General features: G+C 55.5%; 20 protein-coding genes and 1 tRNA gene. 10 read left to right on the top strand and 11 right to left on the bottom strand.

Annotated features, from left to right (window positions below; genetic code table 11):
• Positions 1 to 3 precede the first annotated feature (3 nt).
• Both JEM67_RS10615 and JEM67_RS10610 read right to left on the bottom strand, forming a co-directional pair.
• Entirely contained in the window at positions 4 to 438 is a 435-nt protein-coding gene (locus JEM67_RS10615; RefSeq protein ID WP_199637272.1) for a YeeE/YedE family protein, read from the bottom strand.
• A complete protein-coding gene (locus tag JEM67_RS10610; RefSeq protein ID WP_199637271.1) occupies positions 435 to 746 on the bottom strand; it encodes an ArsR/SmtB family transcription factor in 312 nt (103 codons plus the stop codon). The genes JEM67_RS10615 and JEM67_RS10610 overlap by 4 nt, the downstream gene beginning before the upstream one ends.
• Before the next feature lie 141 nt (positions 747 to 887).
• Between JEM67_RS10610 and JEM67_RS10605 the strand changes: the two genes are divergently transcribed.
• Complete coding sequence (locus tag JEM67_RS10605; protein ID WP_013812414.1) at positions 888 to 1,649, top strand: AraC family transcriptional regulator; 762 nt, start codon at positions 888 to 890, stop codon at positions 1,647 to 1,649.
• Here the strand turns inward: JEM67_RS10605 and leuA are convergent.
• Positions 1,634 to 3,304, bottom strand: a complete 1,671-nt coding sequence (gene leuA / locus JEM67_RS10600; protein ID WP_199637270.1) for a 2-isopropylmalate synthase — start codon at positions 3,302 to 3,304, stop codon at positions 1,634 to 1,636. The genes JEM67_RS10605 and leuA overlap by 16 nt on opposite strands.
• 211 nt (positions 3,305 to 3,515) lie before the next feature.
• Here leuA and JEM67_RS10595 point away from each other — a divergent pair, with 211 nt between their 5' ends.
• Complete coding sequence (locus tag JEM67_RS10595; protein ID WP_199637269.1) at positions 3,516 to 3,893, top strand: MysB family protein; 378 nt, start codon at positions 3,516 to 3,518, stop codon at positions 3,891 to 3,893.
• 70 nt (positions 3,894 to 3,963) lie between these two features.
• Complete coding sequence (locus JEM67_RS10590) at positions 3,964 to 4,524, top strand: GNAT family N-acetyltransferase (RefSeq protein ID WP_199637268.1); 561 nt, start codon at positions 3,964 to 3,966, stop codon at positions 4,522 to 4,524.
• Here JEM67_RS10590 and JEM67_RS10585 read toward each other — a convergent pair.
• The 3 genes from JEM67_RS10585 to mdoG form a co-directional block, all read right to left on the bottom strand.
• Complete coding sequence (locus tag JEM67_RS10585) at positions 4,515 to 4,712, bottom strand: YceK/YidQ family lipoprotein (RefSeq protein WP_042437287.1); 198 nt, start codon at positions 4,710 to 4,712, stop codon at positions 4,515 to 4,517. The genes JEM67_RS10590 and JEM67_RS10585 overlap by 10 nt on opposite strands.
• A 210-nt stretch (positions 4,713 to 4,922) precedes the next feature.
• Positions 4,923 to 7,484 carry a glucans biosynthesis glucosyltransferase MdoH gene (gene mdoH / locus JEM67_RS10580; RefSeq protein WP_013815086.1) on the bottom strand — a complete coding sequence of 854 codons (2,562 nt, stop codon included), beginning with the start codon at positions 7,482 to 7,484 and terminating at the stop codon, positions 4,923 to 4,925.
• Positions 7,477 to 9,045, bottom strand: coding sequence for a glucans biosynthesis protein MdoG (gene mdoG, locus JEM67_RS10575; protein ID WP_013812409.1), 1,569 nt, complete (start codon positions 9,043 to 9,045; stop codon positions 7,477 to 7,479). Before mdoG ends, mdoH begins: the two co-directional genes overlap by 8 nt.
• A gap of 260 nt (positions 9,046 to 9,305) precedes the next feature.
• Here mdoG and mdoC point away from each other — a divergent pair, with 260 nt between their 5' ends.
• The 4 genes from mdoC (at position 9,306) to JEM67_RS10555 (ending at position 13,386) form a co-directional block, all read left to right on the top strand.
• Entirely contained in the window at positions 9,306 to 10,436 is a 1,131-nt protein-coding gene (gene mdoC, locus JEM67_RS10570) for a glucans biosynthesis protein MdoC (RefSeq protein ID WP_199637266.1), read from the top strand.
• 314 nt (positions 10,437 to 10,750) lie between these two features.
• Positions 10,751 to 10,975, top strand: a complete 225-nt coding sequence (locus JEM67_RS10565) for a hypothetical protein (RefSeq protein ID WP_004942973.1) — start codon at positions 10,751 to 10,753, stop codon at positions 10,973 to 10,975.
• A gap of 284 nt (positions 10,976 to 11,259) precedes the next feature.
• Positions 11,260 to 12,981 carry a potassium/proton antiporter gene (locus tag JEM67_RS10560; protein WP_199637265.1) on the top strand — a complete coding sequence of 574 codons (1,722 nt, stop codon included), beginning with the start codon at positions 11,260 to 11,262 and terminating at the stop codon, positions 12,979 to 12,981.
• 276 nt (positions 12,982 to 13,257) lie between these two features.
• Positions 13,258 to 13,386 (top strand): hypothetical protein, encoded by a 129-nt coding sequence (locus JEM67_RS10555; RefSeq protein ID WP_041416034.1) that lies wholly within the window; start codon positions 13,258 to 13,260, stop codon positions 13,384 to 13,386.
• Between the two features lie 228 nt (positions 13,387 to 13,614).
• Here JEM67_RS10555 and JEM67_RS10550 read toward each other — a convergent pair whose 3' ends face one another.
• The 5 genes from JEM67_RS10550 to cho all read right to left on the bottom strand — a co-directional run bounded on the left by JEM67_RS10550 (position 13,615) and on the right by cho (position 15,953).
• A complete protein-coding gene (locus JEM67_RS10550) occupies positions 13,615 to 13,746 on the bottom strand; it encodes a hypothetical protein (RefSeq protein WP_255520015.1) in 132 nt (43 codons plus the stop codon).
• 69 nt (positions 13,747 to 13,815) lie between these two features.
• Positions 13,816 to 14,319, bottom strand: a complete 504-nt coding sequence (locus JEM67_RS10545; protein ID WP_199637263.1) for a YlaC family protein — start codon at positions 14,317 to 14,319, stop codon at positions 13,816 to 13,818.
• Between the two features lie 126 nt (positions 14,320 to 14,445).
• Complete coding sequence (locus JEM67_RS10540) at positions 14,446 to 14,745, bottom strand: sigma-S stabilization anti-adapter protein IraP (protein ID WP_013812404.1); 300 nt, start codon at positions 14,743 to 14,745, stop codon at positions 14,446 to 14,448.
• 175 nt (positions 14,746 to 14,920) lie between these two features.
• A tRNA-OTHER gene (locus JEM67_RS10535) sits at positions 14,921 to 15,017 on the bottom strand.
• 84 nt (positions 15,018 to 15,101) lie between these two features.
• The gene (cho, locus tag JEM67_RS10530) at positions 15,102 to 15,953 is read right to left on the bottom strand and encodes an excinuclease Cho (RefSeq protein ID WP_199637261.1); all 852 of its coding nucleotides are present in this window, start codon (positions 15,951 to 15,953) and stop codon (positions 15,102 to 15,104) included.
• A 246-nt stretch (positions 15,954 to 16,199) separates the two neighbouring features.
• On the opposite strand from cho, the gene JEM67_RS10525 reads away from it, so the two are divergent.
• The 3 genes from JEM67_RS10525 to JEM67_RS10515 are packed head-to-tail and all read left to right on the top strand — an operon-like array spanning position 16,200 to position 20,689.
• Positions 16,200 to 17,384, top strand: coding sequence for an efflux RND transporter periplasmic adaptor subunit (locus JEM67_RS10525; protein WP_199637259.1), 1,185 nt, complete (start codon positions 16,200 to 16,202; stop codon positions 17,382 to 17,384).
• Entirely contained in the window at positions 17,381 to 19,321 is a 1,941-nt protein-coding gene (locus JEM67_RS10520) for a MacB family efflux pump subunit (protein ID WP_199637257.1), read from the top strand. Before JEM67_RS10525 ends, JEM67_RS10520 begins: the two co-directional genes overlap by 4 nt.
• Before the next feature lie 3 nt (positions 19,322 to 19,324).
• The gene (locus tag JEM67_RS10515) at positions 19,325 to 20,689 is read left to right on the top strand and encodes a TolC family protein (RefSeq protein WP_199637255.1); all 1,365 of its coding nucleotides are present in this window, start codon (positions 19,325 to 19,327) and stop codon (positions 20,687 to 20,689) included.
• The last annotated feature ends 245 nt before the right edge of the window (positions 20,690 to 20,934 follow it).

Below are 20,934 nucleotides of genomic sequence, written 5' to 3'. Positions count from 1 at the left end.
GTTTTAGCCCCCTGCCAAGTGACGGACAACCCAGACGGTGATAAATCCCAGCAACATGAACACCGCCGTGGCGGCCAGCGAACGCGGCGCCAGCCTCGCCATGCCGCATACGCCGTGGCCGCTGGTGCATCCGCCCCCCAGCCGGGTGCCCAGGCCGACCAACAACCCCGCCGCCATCAACCACAGGCTGCCGCCGCTGACTGGCATTTCCGGTAAAGGGCCGGCAATACGATACAACCAGGGGGAAATCAGCAACCCGACAAGAAATACGCCGCGCCACGCTTTTTCTGTACCGCCCGGCGTCAACAAGCCGCCGGTGATACCGCTAATACCGGCGATGCGGCCGTTAAACACCAACAGCAGCGCCACCGCAATGCCGATAATCCCCCCTCCGGCCAGTGCGGAAAGCGGCGTGAAATGCAGCCAGTCAATGGTCATAGTGTCGCTCCCGGAGCCGGGCAATAAAGTTGATACAAGGTACTGAGGATCGTCAGCGCTTTTTCATCGCTGACGGCATAGTAAATCTGCTTGCCCTCGCGCCGCGTTGACACCAGCCCTTCCTGCCGCAATACGCTCAATTGCTGGGAAAGCGTCGGCTGACGGATGCCCAGCGTCTGCGCCAGTTCACCCACCGACATCTCGCGCTGGCTGAGCTGGCACAGCAACAGCAAGCGATCTTCGTTGCCCAGCGCCCGCAACAGCGCCCCAGCCTGCGTTGCCGCCTGCCGCATACTGTCGATATTCATAGAACCCTCAAAACAATTTATAAAATTATATATTGTATTCTTATAGACTATAATCCGGCGCCGCACCAGAGACTGGTGCGAAATGTTCCGGCGTGGCATGCTGCCATTACGCCTTTCCACCGCGCGGAGATACCGCTACAGATGCTGCTTTGCCACGACTTAATGCCCACCAACCGGTCGATTGTGCCGATTGCCAAAGATTACCAACACGGCGATTTCGAGCCCCTTCACCACCATAACTGTGCGCAGCTGATCCACAGCCTTAGCGGCGTGGTGCAGGTAAACACCCGCCTGGGCAGTTGGGTGGTGCCGCCAGGCCGCGGCGTCTGGTTGCCGGCACGTATGGAGCATAGCCTGCGCATCACCGGCAAAGTGGCGGCCAGAGCGCTGTTTGTCGATCCCTTGGCGCGTGCCGATCTGCCGGCGCAGTGCGAAGTGGTGCAAATCTCACCGCTGCTGCGTGAGCTGATTATCTGCGCGATGGACATCACGGTGGATTATCCGCCAGGTGGGCGCGAAGAGCGGATAATGGAACTGATCCTGGACGAGCTGCGCGTCTTGCCTATTTTGCCGCTGCATTTGCCGGAACCACGCGGCGAAGCCCTGCAGACGCTGTGCAGGCATATTCAGCAATCGCTGGCGCAGCCCTGGGAGTTGGAGCAGGCTGCCGGCTATATCAGCGTCAGCGGCCGCACGTTGTCGCGCCGCTTTCAGCGTGAAACCGGACTGCGTTTTGGCGACTGGGTCCGCCGCGCCCGGCTGCTGGCGGCGCTAAACGCTCTGGCGGCCGGTCACTCGGTGCTGGAAGTGGCGCTGGACCTGGGTTATGACAGCCCCAGCGCCTTCAGCGCCATGTTTCGTCGCCTGCTTGGCGTCGCACCGAGCGTTTATTTCGCCAGGTAGCGCCCGGCGACATTAAACAGCGCCTGCAGCGAAGCGCTGGCGGAATCAACGTCGATCCCAACGCCATAAGCCGCCTCACCGTGTGCCAGAGTGCAACGTATATAGGCCACAGCACGGCTGTGGCTCTGATGGCCCAAGGTGTGCTCGTGATAATCCTCAATCGCCAGCGTCAAACCAAAGCGCTGGCGCAGCGCATCCACCGCGCTGGACAGCAAACCGTTCCCCACGCCCATCAGCCTTTGCTGCTGCTCCTCGAACAATACCCTGGCACTGAAACTGTAAGCTTCCACGCCATGGCTCTCTGTCTGATAACTCAGCAATTGCAGGCTCGGCTGTTCAACCAGCCCGTAAGTCGTGCGGAACAGCCGCCACAATTCGGCGGTGGTCATCTCTTTACCGCTGCCGTCGGTCTCCTGTTGCACCACTTTGCTGAAATCAATCTGCAGCCCGCGCGGCAACGACAGGCCGTGATTCTGTTCCAGCAACCAGGCTGCGCCACTTTTGCCTGACTGGCTGTTAACCCGGATCACCGCCTCATAGCTGCAGCCGACATCACCCGGATCGAGCGGTAAGTAAGGCACCTGCCACAAGCCGTCTTGCCGCTGCTGTTGGGCAGCGAACCCCTTCTTGATGGCATCCTGATGCGAGCCGGAAAAGGCGGTGAAAACCAGTTCACCGGCATAAGGATGACGCGGATGCACCGGCAACTGGTTGCACTGTTCAACCACCTCAACCACCTGCTTCAGTTGGCTGAAATCCAGTCCCGGCGCAACACCCTGGGTGTACAGATTGAGCGCCAGCGTCACCAGATCCACATTGCCGGTGCGCTCGCCGTTGCCGAACAGGCACCCTTCCACCCGATCGGCCCCGGCCAGCATCGCCAGTTCGGCGCAGGCTACCCCGGTACCGCGATCGTTATGTGGATGCACGCTGATCGTCACCTGTTTACGCTGGCTGAAGCGGCGGCAAAACCATTCGATCTGATCGGCATACACGTTCGGCGTACTGACCTCCACTGTCGCCGGCAGGTTGATGATCATTGGCCGCCCAGGACCTGGCTGCCAGACATCGGCCACCGCCTCGCAAATCTCCAGCGCGAATTCCAACTCGGTAAAGCAGAAGGTTTCCGGCGAGTACTCGAAGGTCCAGGCCGTTTCCGGCTGCAATTCGCACTGCTGACGGATGCGCAACGCGCCATTCACCGCCAAGGCTACCGTCGCCGCTTTGTCCTGCCTGAAAACAATTTCGCGGAACATGGGAGCGGTGGCGTTATACAAATGCACGATAGCGCGGGGTGCGCCGCGCAGCGATTCAAAGGTGCGATCGATCAGATCGTCACGCGACTGAGTCAACACCTGAATGCTGACATCGTCCGGGATTAACCGTTCCTCAATCAGCGAACGCACAAAATCAAAATCCGTTTGCGACGCCGAGGGGAACGCCACCTCGATTTCTTTAAACCCGCACTGCAGCAACAACTGGTAAAACTGGCGTTTACGGCCGTTATCCATCGGTTCCGCCAACGCCTGGTTACCGTCACGCAGATCGCTGGAGCACCAACGCGGCGCCTGCTCAAGGGTGCGACCGGGCCATTGGCGATCCGGTAACGCCACCGGCGGGAACGGGCGATATTTGCTTGAAGGGTTGGTTAACATGGCGATCTCCTGGGGTAGTCGTAGACAATGTCTTATTATTTCCCGCCCAGTTATTCGCTGCTCCCGCTTAGCGGACAATCGTCGTCGCAAAACGGACAACAAAAAAATTTGCATCCTGCGCCAGTGAGACAACAATTACTTCTGACGTATGTCATGACGCTTTGGCGCTGCCAAAGCCCTTTCATCAACCTCACTGTGACTGGAGACGGACATGAGCCTGTATGCAACCCTGGAAGAAGCTATCGAAGCCGCGCGCGAGGAGTTTATTGAATCCGTCGAAGGCGGCAATGACGATGAACCGCCGGTACCGCAACAGTTCAATCTGCAAAAATACGTGATGTTGGACGGTGATATCAAGTGGCAGGCCGAGTTCTTTGAGGAAGAAGGGGAATCGGTCGAGTGTTTCACGCTACGCAGCGGCGCTGCCGCCCAGGCTATTTTTGACGGCGACTACGACGAAGTGGAAATCAGAGCGGAATGGATAGAGGAAAATACGCTGCACGAGTGGGAGGAAGGTGATTTCCAGCTCGATCCGCCGTTGGATACCGAAGAGGGTCAGACTGCCGCCGACGAGTGGGACGAACGCTGAATAACGCCGCGCGGATACCGGCCGATATCCGCGCCTGCCCGAACCCCATAACGTTCTTCCAGGAGGATTCATGATCATCCGCCAGGCATGTCGCGCCGATTACTCCGCTATCCTGCAACTGCAGTCGCAAAACACCCCGGCAAACCTTAGCGAGAGCCAAAAACGGCAAGGGTTTATCGTCTCGCGTATGGATAAGGCTCAGTTAGAAAGCATTAACCGGCGTCTGGGCATTCTGGTGGCGGTTGAAGATCGCGCGTTGGCGGGCTTTGTCTGCTTGATGCCTACCGATATGCAGCCGCGCCCACCGGTGGTGGATGCGATGCTCGATACGCTCAGCAGTCAGTCATTCAACGGCCGGGCACTCCGTGAGCAGAAGGTGTTTTTGTATGGCCCGGTGTGCCTTGATACCGCCTGGCGCGGCAAAGGGGTGCTTAAACAGTTGTTCGCTGCCGTCAAGGCATGCACCCGCGATGAGTTCGATGTCGGCGTGCTGTTTATTGACGACGACAATCCGCATTCACTGACCGCCCACGAGCAAGGGTTGAAGATGACGGCGCTGGCGCCCTTCCGCTGCGGCCGACACGGATATCAGTTGCTGGTATTCGCCACACGGGATCCGATTTACTCGTAAGGCCCATGCTGCGCATCAAACGGCAACATAAAGGTATCCACCACCATCGACAACGGTACGTCGATCACCGTGATGTAGCGCCAGGGCGTATCGCGCAGATCCCATTGCACGCCCGGGTAATATTGATGGCCATGCCCGGCGCCGGGTACCGTGCGGCTGATGATACTGCCGCAGCCGGTCAACGCCATTACGCCTGCCGCCAGCAACGCCAGGCGGATTAAAGAAGAAAAGTTCACCAAATTGACTCTTGAACCTGGTTGTTTTGAAAATAAACAACACCCTGCGCGGATGTTAGCACAATTTCCCACCGCCGGTTTGTCAGCATTACGTAAGCAAAAGACCAAAAAAAACGGGGAACACGCAACGCGTATTCCCCGCTTGGGCTAACCGGTCAACGACTAACGCCGTCCGACAGGATGAGCCAGTTCGTTATGCGGCAGTTGCTGATAGAGTTCACGCCACGCTTTACCTTCCGGCAGCAGCCAGACGCGCTGATGCAGACGCGACAGTGCCACGGGATCGCTCAGCAGCTCCAGACGTTTACCCTTCACCAGTTTTTCCGGCCCCAGTTGCAGCGCTTCCGCCACCCGCTCTTCACGGTTACGCTCAATCGCCCCGCGCAGGTGGTGACGCGCCGTCGCCAGCGCCGTTGCCAATGCGTTGAATGACGGGTTAACCACGGCGTGCATAAAGCCATTGGCCAGCGCACGCTCACGGTTAAGCTGCAGATACTCTTCCGTCGCCAGCAGTTCGCGCGGAGGTGAGTATTCTTCTGGGATCAGGAACAGTTTGGCGCGTTTGCTTTTTATGCCCAAGGTCGCGCGGCTCGACAGCGCCGACACGATAGGTGACAGGATCAGCGAGAAGACGATCGGCGACAGCCACCACAGGAAACGCAGATCCAGCCAGGCCATACCACCGGCCCAGACCAGGCCCAACAGCATCTGTGAACCGTGACGCTTAAAGGCTTCGCTCCATGGCGTGTCATCATCGTCACGCTGCGGAGAGTTCCATACCACTTCCCAGCCGAGGAAAGCGCTGACCACGAACACGGTATGGAACAGCATGCGCACCGGCGCCAGCAGCACAGAGAACAGCATTTCCATCAGCATCGACAGCAGCAGGCGCAAAGCACCACCGTATTCTTTGGCACCCTTGGCCCAGATAAGCACTATGCTGAGCAGTTTAGGCAAGAACAGCAGTATCAGGGTGGTGGAGAACAGCGCTATCGCCAGCTCCGGACGCCACTGCGGCCATACCGGGAACAACTGACGCGGCTGCAGGAAGTACTGCGGCTCCATCAGGGTATGCACCACCTGCAACGCCGTCGACAGCGCCAGGAACATAAACCACAACGGCGCCGACAGATAAGACATTACGCCGGTCAGGAACACCGCACGGTGTACCGGGTGCATGCCTTTGACCAGGAACAGGCGGAAGTTCATCAGGTTACCGTGACACCAGCGACGGTCGCGTTTCAGCTCATCCAGCAGGTTCGGCGGCAATTCTTCATAACTGCCCGGCAGGTCATAGGCAATCCACACGCCCCAACCGGCACGACGCATCAGAGCGGCTTCCACGAAGTCATGCGACATGATGGAACCGGCAAAAGAGCCTTCGCCCGGCAGCGGCGCCAGCGCACAGTGTTCGATAAACGGCTTCACGCGGATAATCGCGTTATGGCCCCAGTAGTGCGACTCGCCCAATTGCCAGAAATGCAGACCGGCGGTGAACAGCGGCCCGTAGACCCGGGTGGCAAACTGCTGCACGCGAGCATACAGCGTATCCATGCCCGAGGCCTTCGGCGCGGACTGGATGATACCGGCGTTCGGATTGGCTTCCATCAAACGTACCAGACCGGTGAGACACTCACCGCTCATCACGCTATCGGCGTCCAGAATCACCATGTAGCTGTAATCGCCACCCCAACGACGGCAGAAGTCATCGATGTTGCCGCTTTTGCGTTTCACGCGGCGGCGGCGGCGGCGGTAGAAGATGCGGCCATGACCGTCAACATCGCGGCACAGTTCCATCCAGGCCTTCTGTTCCGCCATGCAGATATCCGGGTCGTAGCTGTCGCTCAGCACGTAGATATCGAAATGCTCCAGTTGGCCGGTAGCGGCGACGGACTCATAGGTCGCACGCAGGCCGGCGAACACGCGCTCGACGTCTTCGTTACAGATCGGCATGATCAACGCGGTGCGGTGCGCCGGGTTAATCGGCTCATCGCCTTTGATGGTGGAAGAGATGCTGTACTTATCTTTGCCAATCAGCAGTTGCAGGAACCCCATCAACGCGGTCCAGAACCCAGCAGATACCCAGCAGAAAAGAATGGCGAACAGGATCAGAATGCCGGTTTGCAGGACATAAGGCAGCAGCTGCAGCACCGATTGCATCAGATCCTGATCCAGCATGGCCAGCGGATCGATCAGCGCCCAGCCCTGATACGGCAAAATGGTTTTCATGTACCAAGTGGCGATGCCGGTTTGCACCAGCATCAGCACCAGCAGCACATAGCGGCGCATCGATCCGACCACGCGCCAGCGATTTTCCGCCTCGGCTTCCTCTTTGGAAGCGTGACGATTGTGCGGCGAGCGCCCCAGCAACGAATCCCAAAAGCGCGCCACCGGGTTGGTGCGCCAGGCTTCCGGGAACATGCTGGTACGTTTGATCGGAGGCATCGCCTTCAGTACGGTACGGCCTTCGGCGTCGGTGTCGAAATCGTCGTCGCTGACCGCATCCGGCCAAGCGCTTTCGATACGCGTTTTGACCGAAGCCAGCGCCACGTCATCCGCCGACAGCTGATTGACGTTGGCATCGGCGGCGCCCATCTTGCGATGCAGCGCCTCCAGTGCCTGGCCGTCATCTGCCGCCGGCTGTGGTTTAAGCGCCTCTGACCGCTCAGCGGTCAGAGGCATTGCCGCAAGATAATCCTGGGCAGGTTGAGTAAGCTTATTCATTGGCAGGTAGCTGATAGCTCCAGGTTTCCGACAGGGTCTTATCACCATTGACCAGCGCAGCGCGCATTTCTACCGGCTTCTTGTCGTCTTTCACTTTAAGACGCAGCGTCAGGCGCCAGCCTTTGGTCACTGGATTATAGCGGACATTGTTTTCTACCACTTCACCGTTGTCGCCGATGCTCACCTGAGAGGCGACCGGCGTAGCGCCGTCCAGACCTTTCAGTACCGGGCCAACGAAATCAACCAGGAATGCCACGCTGCCGTCAGGCTCGCGGATCAGGTTGGACTGCTTCACGTCACCGGTAGAACGCATCGTCTGGCTTACGTAGGCGATGTCCTGTGAATGAAGCTTGTCTTCATCGCGGGTGAAGTGCAGGCGGTAGCTCAGCGCCAGCGGGGTTTTGGCATCCGGCAATACGTCCGGAGTCCAGAAGGCAACGATGTTGTCGTTGGTTTCATCCGCAGTAGGGATTTCCACCAGCTCCACTTTGCCCTTGCCCCAGTCGCCGCGCGGCTCGATCCAGGCGCTTGGGCGCAGATCGTAACGATCGTCCAGATCTTCGTAATCCTTGAAGTTACGGCCGCGTTGCAGCAAACCGAAACCTTTCGGGTTCTCGATCTGGTAGGTGCTGACGGACAGGTGCTTCGGATTATTCAGCGGACGCCAGATCCACTCGCCGTTGCCGGCATGGATCGACAATCCGTTGGAGTCATGCAGCGCCGGACGGTAGTTCAGCGTTGGCGACGGCTGGCTTGGCCCGAACAGGTACATGCTGGTCAGCGGTGCCATGCCCAGTTTGCCGACCTTGTCGCGCAGGAACACTTTAGACTCGACGTCCACCGTGGTATCGCGGCCCGGATAGACCACAAAGCGATAAGCCCCGGTGGCGCGCGGTGAATCCAGCAGCGCGTAAACGACCAGATGCTTGTCGCCCTGCTTCGGACGCTCAACCCAGAATTCGCGGAAGCGCGGGAACTCTTCACCGGACGGCAAGGCGGTATCAATCGCCAGGCCACGAGCGGAAAGCCCGTAAACCTGCCCTTTACCCACCACGCGGAAGTAGCTCGCGCCCAGCAGGCTCATAATTTCGTCGTTCTTATCCGCACTGTTGATCGGATAAATCACCTTGAAACCGGCAAAGCCGAGGTTTTTTACCGAATCCGGATCGTGCTTCACCGAACCAAAGTTGAAGTAATCCGGGCTGTACTTGATCTGTTTCACGCTGGTTGCAGTGACTTCATTGATTTTCACCGGCGTGTCGAAGTACATCCCCTGATGATAAAACTCAAGTTTGAATGGGGTTTTCAGCTTGCTCCAATAGGCTTTATCGTGATTGAACTGAATCTGCTGATAGTCCGCGAATTTCATTTCACGGAATTGAGAAGGAAGGTTGCTCTTCGGGGCCTCAAAGCCTTTTCCTGCCAGATCCTGTGCCTGCTTGGCCACATCGTCGATAGAAAAAGCCCATGCCTGCGAAGTAAACAGCGTGAACAATACGGTAGCACCTAACCAACGAACGCTCGCGGCGCGTGGTTTACTGGATAATATATTAACTAGCACATCCCCCCCTATTCGTGTGCTCAAATCATTTAAATCCATATTAATGGATTATTCAGCTTTCCGACAACATGATAAATGGATGGTTCATGTTTATGGCTCATTGTTTAAGCAGCTGATGAAACACCAGCGTAGCAAGCCGCGCAGCAAGACGCTATGGAAAAATGTGAATCGGTATAGTAGGGTTTGAGATTGCGATTTAACCATTGCCGACTTATTAAGCGTGTTAATGACCACTCGACAAAATGACTAGCGGTAACCTAATGACTAAAGGCAACAATCAACGCGAGTTTTTCCTCGATTCGATCCGAGCTTATTTGATGTTGCTCGGTGTTCCTTTCCACCTCTCACTGATTTATTCCAGCCATGCCTGGGCGGTGAACAGCGCGGCCCCCTCGTTCTCACTGACGGTGCTGAACGACTTCATCCATGCCTTCCGCATGCAAGTGTTCTTCGTGATATCCGGCTACTTCTCCTACATGCTTTACGAACGTTACGAGCGCCACCAGTGGTTGAAGGTCAGACTGGAGCGGGTGGCAATCCCCCTGCTGAGCTCGATCCCCTTAATAACCGTACCGCAGTTTTTCATGCTGAAATACTTCACGGATAAATTAAACGGCTGGGAAGATTTTTCGATCTATCAGAAAATAAATGTAACAATCTGGGAACTGGTTTCCCACCTGTGGTTTTTATTAACTCTGTCCTTGCTGACCACTGCCTGTTTTTATCTGTTCAAAAAAATTAAGACGTTAAAAAGTAACATCGCGCCTAACCCGATAAATAAAATGACTGGATTAGGAAACATCTCACTGTTCTTTCTTTTATATGCTTTATGCTATTCGGCCGCGCACCGTATTATTTTAATTTTTGCGCCGCAATTGCTTTCCAATGGCCTGTTCAATTTTGTGGTGATGGAGACGATGTTCTACCTGCCGTTCTTCATCCTCGGTGCTTACGCGTTTAAGTATGTGTGGCTGAAAGAGATTTTTCTCAAACCCTCCCCATTGGCAGTGCTCGGCTCGCTGCTGTTGTTGATTGCCTACATGCTGAATCAGAAGTTGCTGGCCCACAGCAGCTATATGTTTGAGTTGGAAATTGTGATCAAATCCCTGCTCGGCATCCTGATGGCGAACGTGGTGTTTTCATTCGGACACCGGTTGCTGAACTATCATTCGCCAAAAATCACGTATCTGGTCAACGCATCGCTGTTTATATATCTGGTGCATCATCCGCTGACCTTGATATATGGCGCTTTTGTGACACCGTATATCAACAATAACCTTCTGGGTTTCCTGATTGGTCTGGTGTTCGTTTTCTCCTGCGCCTTTGCCTTATATGAACTGCACAAGCGCATCCCTCTGCTGCGCTTCCTGTTCTCCGGAAAACCCCAGTAACCCCTCTCCCTCCCGGCAGCTTTTGGCTTGCCGGGGCGCCTCCTGTCATACCGCTGTCCCCTGCAACGGATATAGTTCGATTTTTCGCCCATATTTAATACTGAGCACACATTGCTCAGCTCAATGGCTAAAGTTAGGGCAAAGTTATGCTGGAGCATATTGCCGCTAGTTGTTATAACTGCAATGCATAAGTGGAAATCCACATCCCTGCCTTACGGTAGTGATTGGGCTCAATGAACCCTGAGGGACGACGTTGTCGTTGGTACGACAATGTTTGCAGCATCTCCCTTCCGTCACGACAGAGAGGATTTTTAATGACTGACAAAGACACTTCGGCTCAGGAAGCCATTCCAGAAAACGCCACCCTACTGAAAATCCTTGGCCGGTTGCTGTCCGCACTGGACTCGTCGATCAGCGGCAAAGATCGTAGCATTCTGGTAACCGAGCTTTCCAGCCTCAATCTTGACGGCATTTCAGAGTCTGAGCGAAAGCTGGCCGCTGAGTTGATCCGACGGGCCTTGCAATCACTCGATCATTAACGACACTGGCCTACAAACCATTAAGCCTCCCGACGGGGGCTTAATGGTTTTTCCTTCCTGTATTGACAACCTGGCGATTATTATCCAAGTAAATATTCAGTGTTCTGATAACTATAGATAAAAATAAGAACTTATCGTCTTCCCCCCGCTTTCTCTGTTCATCCTCACCAAATGGCAATAAATGCCAAATCAGCTTTAGCGTTTTACCCACTAAACACGTTATCATCACCCGGTATCTGCGCCCGCGCGCAACGCCTTTCCCCCAGCCTCAGGAGAACGTTATTTTGGATGCCAGCACGATCAACAGCTTGTTCATCATCGGTGCCGTGTTGGTGGGAGCAAGCATTCTTCTCAGTTCATTCTCTTCGCGGCTGGGCATTCCCATTTTGGTGATTTTCCTGGCGATTGGCATGCTGGCGGGGGTCGATGGCCCAGGCGGCATCGTTTTCAGCAATTATCCTGTTGCCTATCTGGTCAGTAACCTGGCTCTGGCGGTGATCCTGCTGGATGGCGGGATGCGCACCCGCGTCAGTTCTTTCCGCGTTGCGCTGTGGCCGGCGCTTTCCCTCGCTACCATCGGCGTGGTGATTACCGCCGGGCTTACCGGCCTGGCTGCCGCCTGGCTGTTTGACCTTGATCTGCTTCAGGGCATGCTGATTGGCGCCATTATCGGCTCTACCGACGCCGCAGCGGTATTTTCACTGCTGGGCGGTAAAGGGCTCAACGAACGCGTCAGCGCTACGCTGGAAATTGAATCCGGCAGCAACGATCCGATGGCGGTGTTCCTCACCATCACTCTGATTGCGATGATCGCCGCCGGCGAAACCACGCTGAGCTGGATGTTCCCCCTTCATTTGATGCAGCAGTTCGGCATGGGGATCATCTTTGGCCTTGGCGGCGGCTGGCTGCTGTTGGGGTTGATCAATCACATCAAATTGGCCGAAGGCCTGTACCCGCTGCTGGCCGTGAGCGGCGGCATTTTGATTTTTTCCCTGACCACCGCGCTAGACGGCAGCGGTATCCTGGCGGTATACCTGTGCGGCTTGATGCTGGGCAATCGGCCAATCCGCAACCGGCACGGCATTGTCCAAACCTTCGACGGTCTGGCCTGGCTGAGCCAGATCGGCATGTTCCTGGTGCTGGGGTTGCTGCTCAATCCGCACGAGTTGCTGCCCATCGCCATCCCTGCCCTGCTGCTGTCGTTGTGGATGATCTTGTTCGCCCGGCCGCTTTCGGTATTTATCGGGCTGTTGCCGTTTCGCAGTTTTACCCTGCGCGAACGCAGTTTTATCTCGTGGGTCGGCCTGCGCGGCGCGGTACCGGTCATTCTGGCCGTCTTCCCGATGATGGCGGGATTGCCGAATGCACAGCTGTTTTTCAATGTGGCTTTCTTTGTCGTATTGGTCTCGCTGCTGCTGCAAGGCACCACGCTGTCATTCGCCGCAAAAAAAGCCAAGGTCATAGTGCCGCCGGCGCTGGCGCCCATCTCGCGGGTCGGGCTGGACGTACACCCGGAAAACCAATGGGAGCAGTTTGTTTACCAACTCTCTTCGGAAAACTGGTGCGTGGGCGCTGCGCTGCGTGAGCTGAAAATGCCGCCCGGCACTCGTATCGCCGCGCTGTTCCGGGGCAAGGAACTGCTGCACCCAAGCGGCAGTACAAGGCTGCGTGAAGATGACATTCTGTGCGTAATCGGCCATGAGCACGATCTGCCGGTGCTGGGTAAACTGTTCAGCCAGGCGCCGGTGGTCACACTGGACGAGCGCTTCTTCGGTGACTTTATCCTGCAATCAGACGCACGCCTGAGCGATATTTCACAGGTATACGGTCTTAACCTGCAGGAAGGTGTGGACGAACAACAAACGCTCGGCCAGTTCGTCCTTCAACTGATTGGCGGCGCCCCCGTGGTAGGCGATCAGGTAGAATGGGATGGTCTGACCTGGACCATTGCCGAAATGGACGGCAACTTGATCAGCAAGATTGGCGTAAAAATCGTGACTGACTGATCCTCCCGCAGTACCCGCTCGCTGCGCTGTGACGCCCGCAGCGGGCACTATAATACTGACGGAACTTATAAGCCTGGAAAGGTTCTTAAACACTGTAATTATCAAAATCGCGGCTTTCAGCCTCGTCGTTTTAACCTTTACTCTGGGAACACTGCGCAGCGGTGATGGGTATTGATTTGAACAGCAAAACTCGATTTTTATCTGTCATGGTGCTGCTGGCTCTGGTGGTCATCGCGCTGGATCTGGGCATCGCCGATTTGGTCCATAGCATCTTAATTGGATAACGTTAACGTGGCACAGCAGCAACAAGAAAAAGATATTCTGGGGAAAATACTGGTTACCGTCTCTGCGCTCTGCCTGGTTATCGTGGCAGGGTTGTTGATTTGGGGTTTTGTGCTGGATTAATCGTTCGGCTGGCATGGGTAACACGGCAACACAACAACAACCATTTTGTTACAATGCTTGTACATCTCTTCCCGGCCGTAGCGCGTATGCTGACCGGACATGGAAATAAAAATGATACCCTCATACGACTTAAGTGTTGGCCCGCCTGAAACGGGCTTTTTTTTCTGTCTCACCCTATTCCAGATACAAAAAAACCGCCGCAGCGGTTTTTTTAGTTGGCAATGGCGATCAGATTTTGCACCCTTCGCAGTCCGCTTCGTCCTCAAAGATCTCAGGCACTTCTTTTGCTTTCTGCGCTGCTTTTTCTTCCGCTTTCGCTAATTCGGCATCGATATCAAAATCGAAAATATCATCACTCATCGCAAACTCCTCACGCTTAACTGGCTTCGAAGAGTGAGTATAATCGACAACTGTACAGGCGGAAACCCTTCAGTTAAGCACCGCCATCTGCGGCTGCTCGCCCTGTGGCTTCTTTGAATACGCCAGATCGTAGACGTCATAGAAATCGATCTCGCCTTTATTGGCGATAATTTCCTGCATGCGCTTTTTCAACGTCGTGCCGATCGACGGCTCATCCAGCAGCGCCTTCACCGACTGCGGCGACAGCGCACGCGTGAAATACCACTCGCCGTTATAGCATACGCGCAGGTCCAGCACGCCGATATCCTCAAAACGATACACAGGTTTGATTTCAATCATCAGCATGGCAAACATGAACAAAACGAAGGCCGTGAAAGCCAAAAATGAGAAGAAGCCCATGTAAGGAACCTGGTACATCACGGCGAGCACGGCGAAATAGCCGGCGAACATGGCAAGACACAGATAGCGGTGCTCACGGGCAAATTCGCTGTTAAACCGCAGCTTGCCGTCGCGCCCTTCCTGCCGGTTGATCCGCTCGATTTCTTTTACCAAGATGCTTTTAATGGCGTCCATACTTACAACCTTATGCTTGGGGGAGCATTACGCTATCAATAATCATTCCTCAAACTATCACAAGTACAGTTTGCCCAGGTAGATCAGTTCTGCAATTTAAAATCGGTAACTGTTATACCTGTGCTGCTAGCGTTGCAGAGAATTTTTACCTTGTGCAAACATGAACATGCGCTGAGCGATATCGTCAGCTTGTTTGATTTTTTGCTTCTGCGGTTCATTACAGCGCTGAATTGCGCGGGCGTAGGCAATCTCATGCGCCTGGTCGATCGTCGCAATAATCTTGTCGCGCTCCTGCTGATCCAAGCTGCCGAGCAGGGTGGTGATTATCGCCTGATAGGCATTGGAGGCAGCGGTCAGCGACTTCTCTCTGGCCTCCAGAGCGGCTACGCGTTGCAATAATTCCTGCAGTTGATCGGACTCGGACATATCGACCTCCTGTTGCCGGGCAGCAAACCTGCCTGATTACAGTCTAGCAAAGATCAATAGCAACAGAGAAAGGAGAGCCCGTTACGGTAAAGCACACCCGAAAAACCCAACAAGGAGCCGATAGTGCAAATCAACCCGGGTGCGCTTTACGATAACGATTCTTAAAGAGGGAAGCTGGCGCGCTATGCAGGACTCGAACCCGCGTCTATCAATTTTGTAGCCAAAACAAGCCATTAAAAAACCAATCACTCTGCCAACTGAGTTAATAGCGCATCCCTTCGCTTCGGGGCGTCATTATCCATATCAATGCTATGGGATCAAGCGCGCGAGCGATTTTGCAGATAATTCTGACCCCTTCAGTCACCCAGTTCAATGATCGGGTAACGCCCACTCATCAAGGGCTTGCACAGGATCTTGTAGCCATCACTGTCAAAATGACTCGCGGTTCGCTGTAGCGAATCGGCCTGCTGCAGCACGCCGACGCTCCCCAAATAGAACCAGTTATGAATGACGTGGTACTGGCGCAAAAATGCCCCCTGCTCTTCCATAGCCACTCGTCCGGCATAGGGCCACGTGTTGATGCGCGTCTGTTGCAGCGCCGCCGCCAGCCGTTGGTCATGTTGCAGATTCGATTCGACACCACAGCAGACACCGGTGCATTTTCGCAAGCTATAACGGAAACACCCCCGCCCGGCGGGCAGTTTATCAATACCCAACTTGCCGTAACACAGGCGCTGTTCATCGGCGATGGTCCGCAACTTTTCCAGCGCGGCAGTTCGGTTGGCAAACAGCCCATGCAGATTAGGCGTAGCGGCAAAATCAATGTCTTTGGCATGTGCAATGCTCACCTGCCCACCATCCAGATGCAATGAACAGAGCTGCTTCGAACGACGCAGGCGTTTGTTGAACAGCGGCTGTTGCTGTTTGATCAACTGCGCCTCCAGCAGCAAAGCTCCCAGTTCACCGGCCGTTTCATGAAAGCTGATACGCTGGGTTTGCCGCAGCAGGCGGGCTTCATCCTGCGTGCGAAAATGCGCCATCACCCGGCTGCGAATATTAACGCTTTTGCCGATATACAGCGGCATGCTGTCGCTCAAGCCATGAAACAAGTACACGCCCGGTGACTTGGGCAACACCTCAAGGCTGGTGCGCAGATGCTCCGGGTACTGATAAATGTCGAGCTCCGGCTCGAGTCGGTTTGGCATCATGGTAACGAATCGCGATCTTTGTTAATCAATATAACTGGTTTTTTATACAGCATAACGCTTGTTTGCTCAAATTGCATGCTCTCCATGATGACTTTTCTTTGATGAAGTTTATGAGAATAATATTTATTATCGACACCACGGCAAAAATACGTCGCGTGTTTACCGCCAGTTAAAGCCGAGGGTGTCACCATGACGCCTCTTGGAATCACGGCTTACCGCTGTTAAGGAAAACTAAGGCAAACCACCATGAAATTCACCTCCCGCCGCTTGGCATTTATCGCGGTCGGCACTCTGCTCGCCGTCTTGCTCATCGCTCTGACAAGCTATCTGCAGCGCCCCCCACAGGCAAACCATGTCACCGCGCCGGTTCGTGTAGGCGATATAGAAAATGCCGTACTGGCAACCGGTAAAATGGACGCGGTTGAACGAGTGAATGTCGGCGCGCAGGTTTCAGGCCAGGTCAAATCCCTGAAGGTCAAACTGGGCGACCGGGTCACTCAGGGCCAACCGATTGCCGACATCGATGATCTGCCGCAGCGTAATGACCTGCGCAACGCTGAAGCGGCGCTGAACGTCGCAAAGGCAGATTTGCAGGCCAAACAGGCGCTGCTGAAGCAGGCCGAATCCCGCTTTAAACGCCAAAAGCGCATGCTGAACGATGAGGCCAGTTCACTCGAGGATTTTGAGGCCGCCGAAGCTACGCTCACCACCACCCGCGCAGAACTGATTGCCCTGAATGCGCGTATCGTGCAGGCGCAGATTGAAGTGGATAAGAAAAAGGTCGATCTGAGTTACACCCGTATTCTGGCACCGATGGACGGCATCGTGATTGCGGTAATTACCCAGCAAGGCCAGACGGTTAACGCCAACCAGAGCGCACCGACCATAGTCAAACTGGCTCGGCTGGACCTGATGACCATCAAAGCGCAGATCTCCGAGGCCGACATTACCCGCGTTTCCCAGGGGCAAAAAGCCTATTTCACGATTTTCTCCGATCCGGAAAAGCGTTATGACGCCACTTTGCGCACCGTCGAACTGGCGCCGGAATCGGTGATGAAAGACGACTCGCTCTCCGGCAGCAGTTCTGCCTCCGGTTCCGGGACGTCTAATGCCTCGGTGTATTACAACGCGCTGCTGGACGTGCCCAACCCGGATAACCGGCTGCGCATCGCCATGACCGCGCAGGTTTCACTGCTGCTCGGTGAAGCGAAAAACACGCTGCTGGTCCCCATTCAGGCAGTGCGTAAAACCGAAGATAAAAAACAGCAAGTGCAAGTGCTGACCACTAATGATCGGTTGGAAATGCGCGAGGTAAAGACCGGTATTACCAACAACGTCGATATCCAGATCCTTTCCGGGTTGAAGGCCGGTGAAACCGTCGTGCTGATGCAGGAAAGCGCCAATTCGGGCGGGGATGGCATCTTACTGTGAAAAATATCATTGAGCTGAAAGGCATAAGCCGCACCTATACCAACAGCGCCCAACCGCTGACGGTGCTCAAAAACATCAACCTGACGATCGCCGCCGGGGAACTGGTCGCCATCATAGGCGCCTCCGGCTCCGGCAAATCAACGCTGATGAACATCATGGGGTGTCTGGATGCGCCGGATCAGGGCGACTATTACATCGGCGGCCAGAACGCCGCACATCTGTCACCGGACGAACTGGCCAGGCTGCGCCGCGAACACATCGGTTTTATCTTCCAACGCTATCATTTAATGCCGGACATCAGCGCGCTGGGCAATGTCGAGATCCCGGCGATTTACGCCAACGACAAGCGCGATCAACGCCGCCTGCGAGCAGCGCAGTTGCTGGCGCGACTGGGGCTGGAAGGCCGTGAAAACCATAAACCCGGCCAACTCTCCGGCGGCCAGCAACAGCGCGTCAGCATCGCTCGCTCCTTAATCAACGGCGGCGAAATTATTCTGGCGGATGAACCGACCGGCGCACTGGATTCCAAATCCGGGCAAGAGGTGCTGGCAATCCTCAGCGAGCTTAACCAGCGCGGCCATACCGTGGTCATCGTCACCCACGATATGAAGGTGGCCCAACACGCACAGCGCATCATTGAACTGCAGGACGGTGAAGTCATCGCCGACAGCGGTTGCAAGTCCCCCGCCCCGCCAATGGCTCAACCAACAGCCGTCCGCGTAAGACAAGGCTACTGGCACAGCCTGCTCGATCGCACCCGCGAATCGCTGCAAATGGCACTGAAGGCGATGAATGCCCACCGCCTGCGCACCGCCCTGACCATGGCCGGCATCATTTTCGGCATCGCTGCGGTAGTAACGGTAGTCGCACTGGGCGAAGGTGCCAAACAGCGCACGCTGGCCAACATCAAAGATCTCGGCACCAATGTCGTCAGCATTTACCCCGGCCGCGATTTCTTTGATGACGCCATCGACAGCATTCGCACGCTGGTGCCTGCAGACGCCGATGCGCTGGCCAGCCAGAGCTTTGTCGACAGCGTCAGCCCTGAAGTCAGCGCCTCGGACTCCATTCGTTTTCGCAGCAAATCGGCGACAGCCTCAATCACCGGCGTCGGGCGCGACTATTTCCGGGTTAACGGGCTCACCTTATTACAGGGCTCGACTTTCCGTGACGATCGCAGCGCATTGCAGGAAGTGATCATTGACGAGAATGCGCGCAATTCGCTGTTCGGTGATTTCGGCATAGCGCCGCTCGGCCAAATCGTGTTTCTCGGCGCAGTGCCGGCCCGAGTGGTCGGTGTAGTCAAAAGCAACCAGGATTCCGCACCGAACCGCATCAGCGTGTGGATGCCCTATACCACGGTGATGTACCGCATGGTGGGCAAGCCGACGCTAAGCAGCATCGGCGTGCGATTGAAGGATAACGTCGATAACGAAGCCGCCGTCGGCGCCATCAGCCAATTACTGACCCAACGCCATGGCGTTAAAGACTTTATGCTGTTCAACCGCGACAAGTTTCGTAAATCGATCGAACATGCTTCTATGACCCTGAGCCTGTTGATCCTGATGGTGGCTTCGATCTCCCTGATCATCGGCAGCCTCGGCGTAATGAACATCATGCTGGTTTCAGTCACCGAGCGAACGCACGAGATTGGCGTGCGCATGGCGGTGGGTGCCAGGCGCAGTGACATCATGCAGCAATTTATGATCGAAGCCGTGCTGGTCTGCCTGATCGGCGGCGTGTTGGGCATTGCGTTGTCGTTCGCCGCCGGTTCGCTGTTTACCGCGCTGGCGGGCGGAATGCTCACCGCCATCTATTCCTGGCAGGCCGCCGCTGTGGCCTTTTGCTGTTCCACCCTAATCGGCATGATCTTCGGTTATCTCCCAGCCCGTAAAGCGGCGCGGATGGATCCGGTCATTTCACTGGCCAGCGAGTAACTTATGAAAATTTTATCACCGATAGCGTTATGCCTCGCAGCCCTGTTCAGCACCGGCTGCGGCAACGCATTAAAAAGCGATTATCAAACACCCCAGATTAACTACCCGGCTCACTGGCAGGAGAGCACCGATGCCGCAGGCCCGGTTCCCTTTGACTGGCGCGACTTCCGCGATCCTCAACTTGACCGCTGGTTACAGCAGGTCATGGCCGGCAATAACGATTTGGCCGCCGCCGCACTGCGCGTTTACCGGGCTCAGTTAGAGGCGCAACGGGTCGGCATCAACACCGCACCGGGCGTGAGCGCAACACTCAATAGCGGTGCCAACACCGCTCTTTCTGATTCCTCACCCTGGAACAAAAGCAGTAGCGCCAACCTTGGCGTCAGCTATGAAGTCGACCTGTGGGGTAAGCTTGCGCGTCAGCGTGACGCTGCAGAATGGAGCCGGCAGGCTACGCAGCAAGATTTGCAAAGCGCTCGCCTGGCATTGCTCGCCAGCGCCAGCAAGAATTACTGGCGGGTAGGCTTTATCAATCAGCGGATCGACGTCAACCAGCAGAGCATCGCCTATGCCCGGGAAACTTTGCGACTGGTTAATGCCCGTTACCGCGCGGGCAGCGTCTCTTCACTTGACGTGGTGGATGCCGAACAGAACCTGATTAATCAGGAAAATACCCAGTTGGCACAACGGCGCGAGCGCCAACTGGCGTTGAACGAACAAACGCTGCTGCTGGGTGCGCCGCCGGGCAATGCGGTGATTGTTCCCGCCAGGTTGCCGATGGGCCGGTTGCCGCAAATCAATGCCGGTATCCCGGTCAACGTGCTGCGCCATCGCCCGGATATCCACGCCAAAGAGCTGCGACTTCGCGAAGCGTTGGCTAACGTTGACGTGAAACGTACCCAATATTATCCGGCCTTCAGCCTGACCGGTTCATTGGGCGCCAGCAGCACCGCGCTGCTGGAGTTTCTTCGCAATCCGATGGCATCGGTCGGCGCAGGGCTATCGCTGCCTTTCCTCGAGTGGCGGCAGATGAGCGTTGACATCAAAATCGCCCGTAGCGATTACGAACTGCGGGTGTTGGAATTCAAACAGGCGTTGTATAAAGCCATGGCCGATGTAGACAATGCTTTATCGTTGCGTACCCAGTTGATGGCGCAGGAGCAACATTTACAGATGGCCTTGGCTCTGGCGCGTAAATCTGAACGGTTGAATGAAATTCGCTATCGCCAGGGCGCCGTCTCTATCACCTTCTGGCTGGATGCGCAGAATCGCCGTCGGCTGGCAGAACTGGCACTGGACGAAAACCGCTTTGACCAGTACCAGAATCTGGCGCAAATCTACCTGGAATTTGGTGGTTCACCCCAATAATTCACCGGCCTGGCGTCTACGTCAGGCCTTGATTCACAGCAGCAAAACGCATTAATTTTACCCGTATCCTTTCCGGTTCCCCCTATACTTTAGCGATCCCTCCCCTGATAAAAAAACCATCAACACGCACAATAATTAACCTGTTTTGGCGCTATTTTGGTGAAAATGTATAAGACAAACTGCTAAATTTGATCGTCGGAAGATATAACGTTAAGCTATAGATGCAAAATAATTAGTCACCTAAA

Source organism: Serratia sp. PAMC26656 (assembly GCF_016469055.2).
Classification (GTDB): domain Bacteria; phylum Pseudomonadota; class Gammaproteobacteria; order Enterobacterales; family Enterobacteriaceae; genus Serratia; species Serratia plymuthica.
Note: the sequence above shows the minus strand (reverse complement) of the source record. Positions and strands in the feature narration are given on the sequence as shown.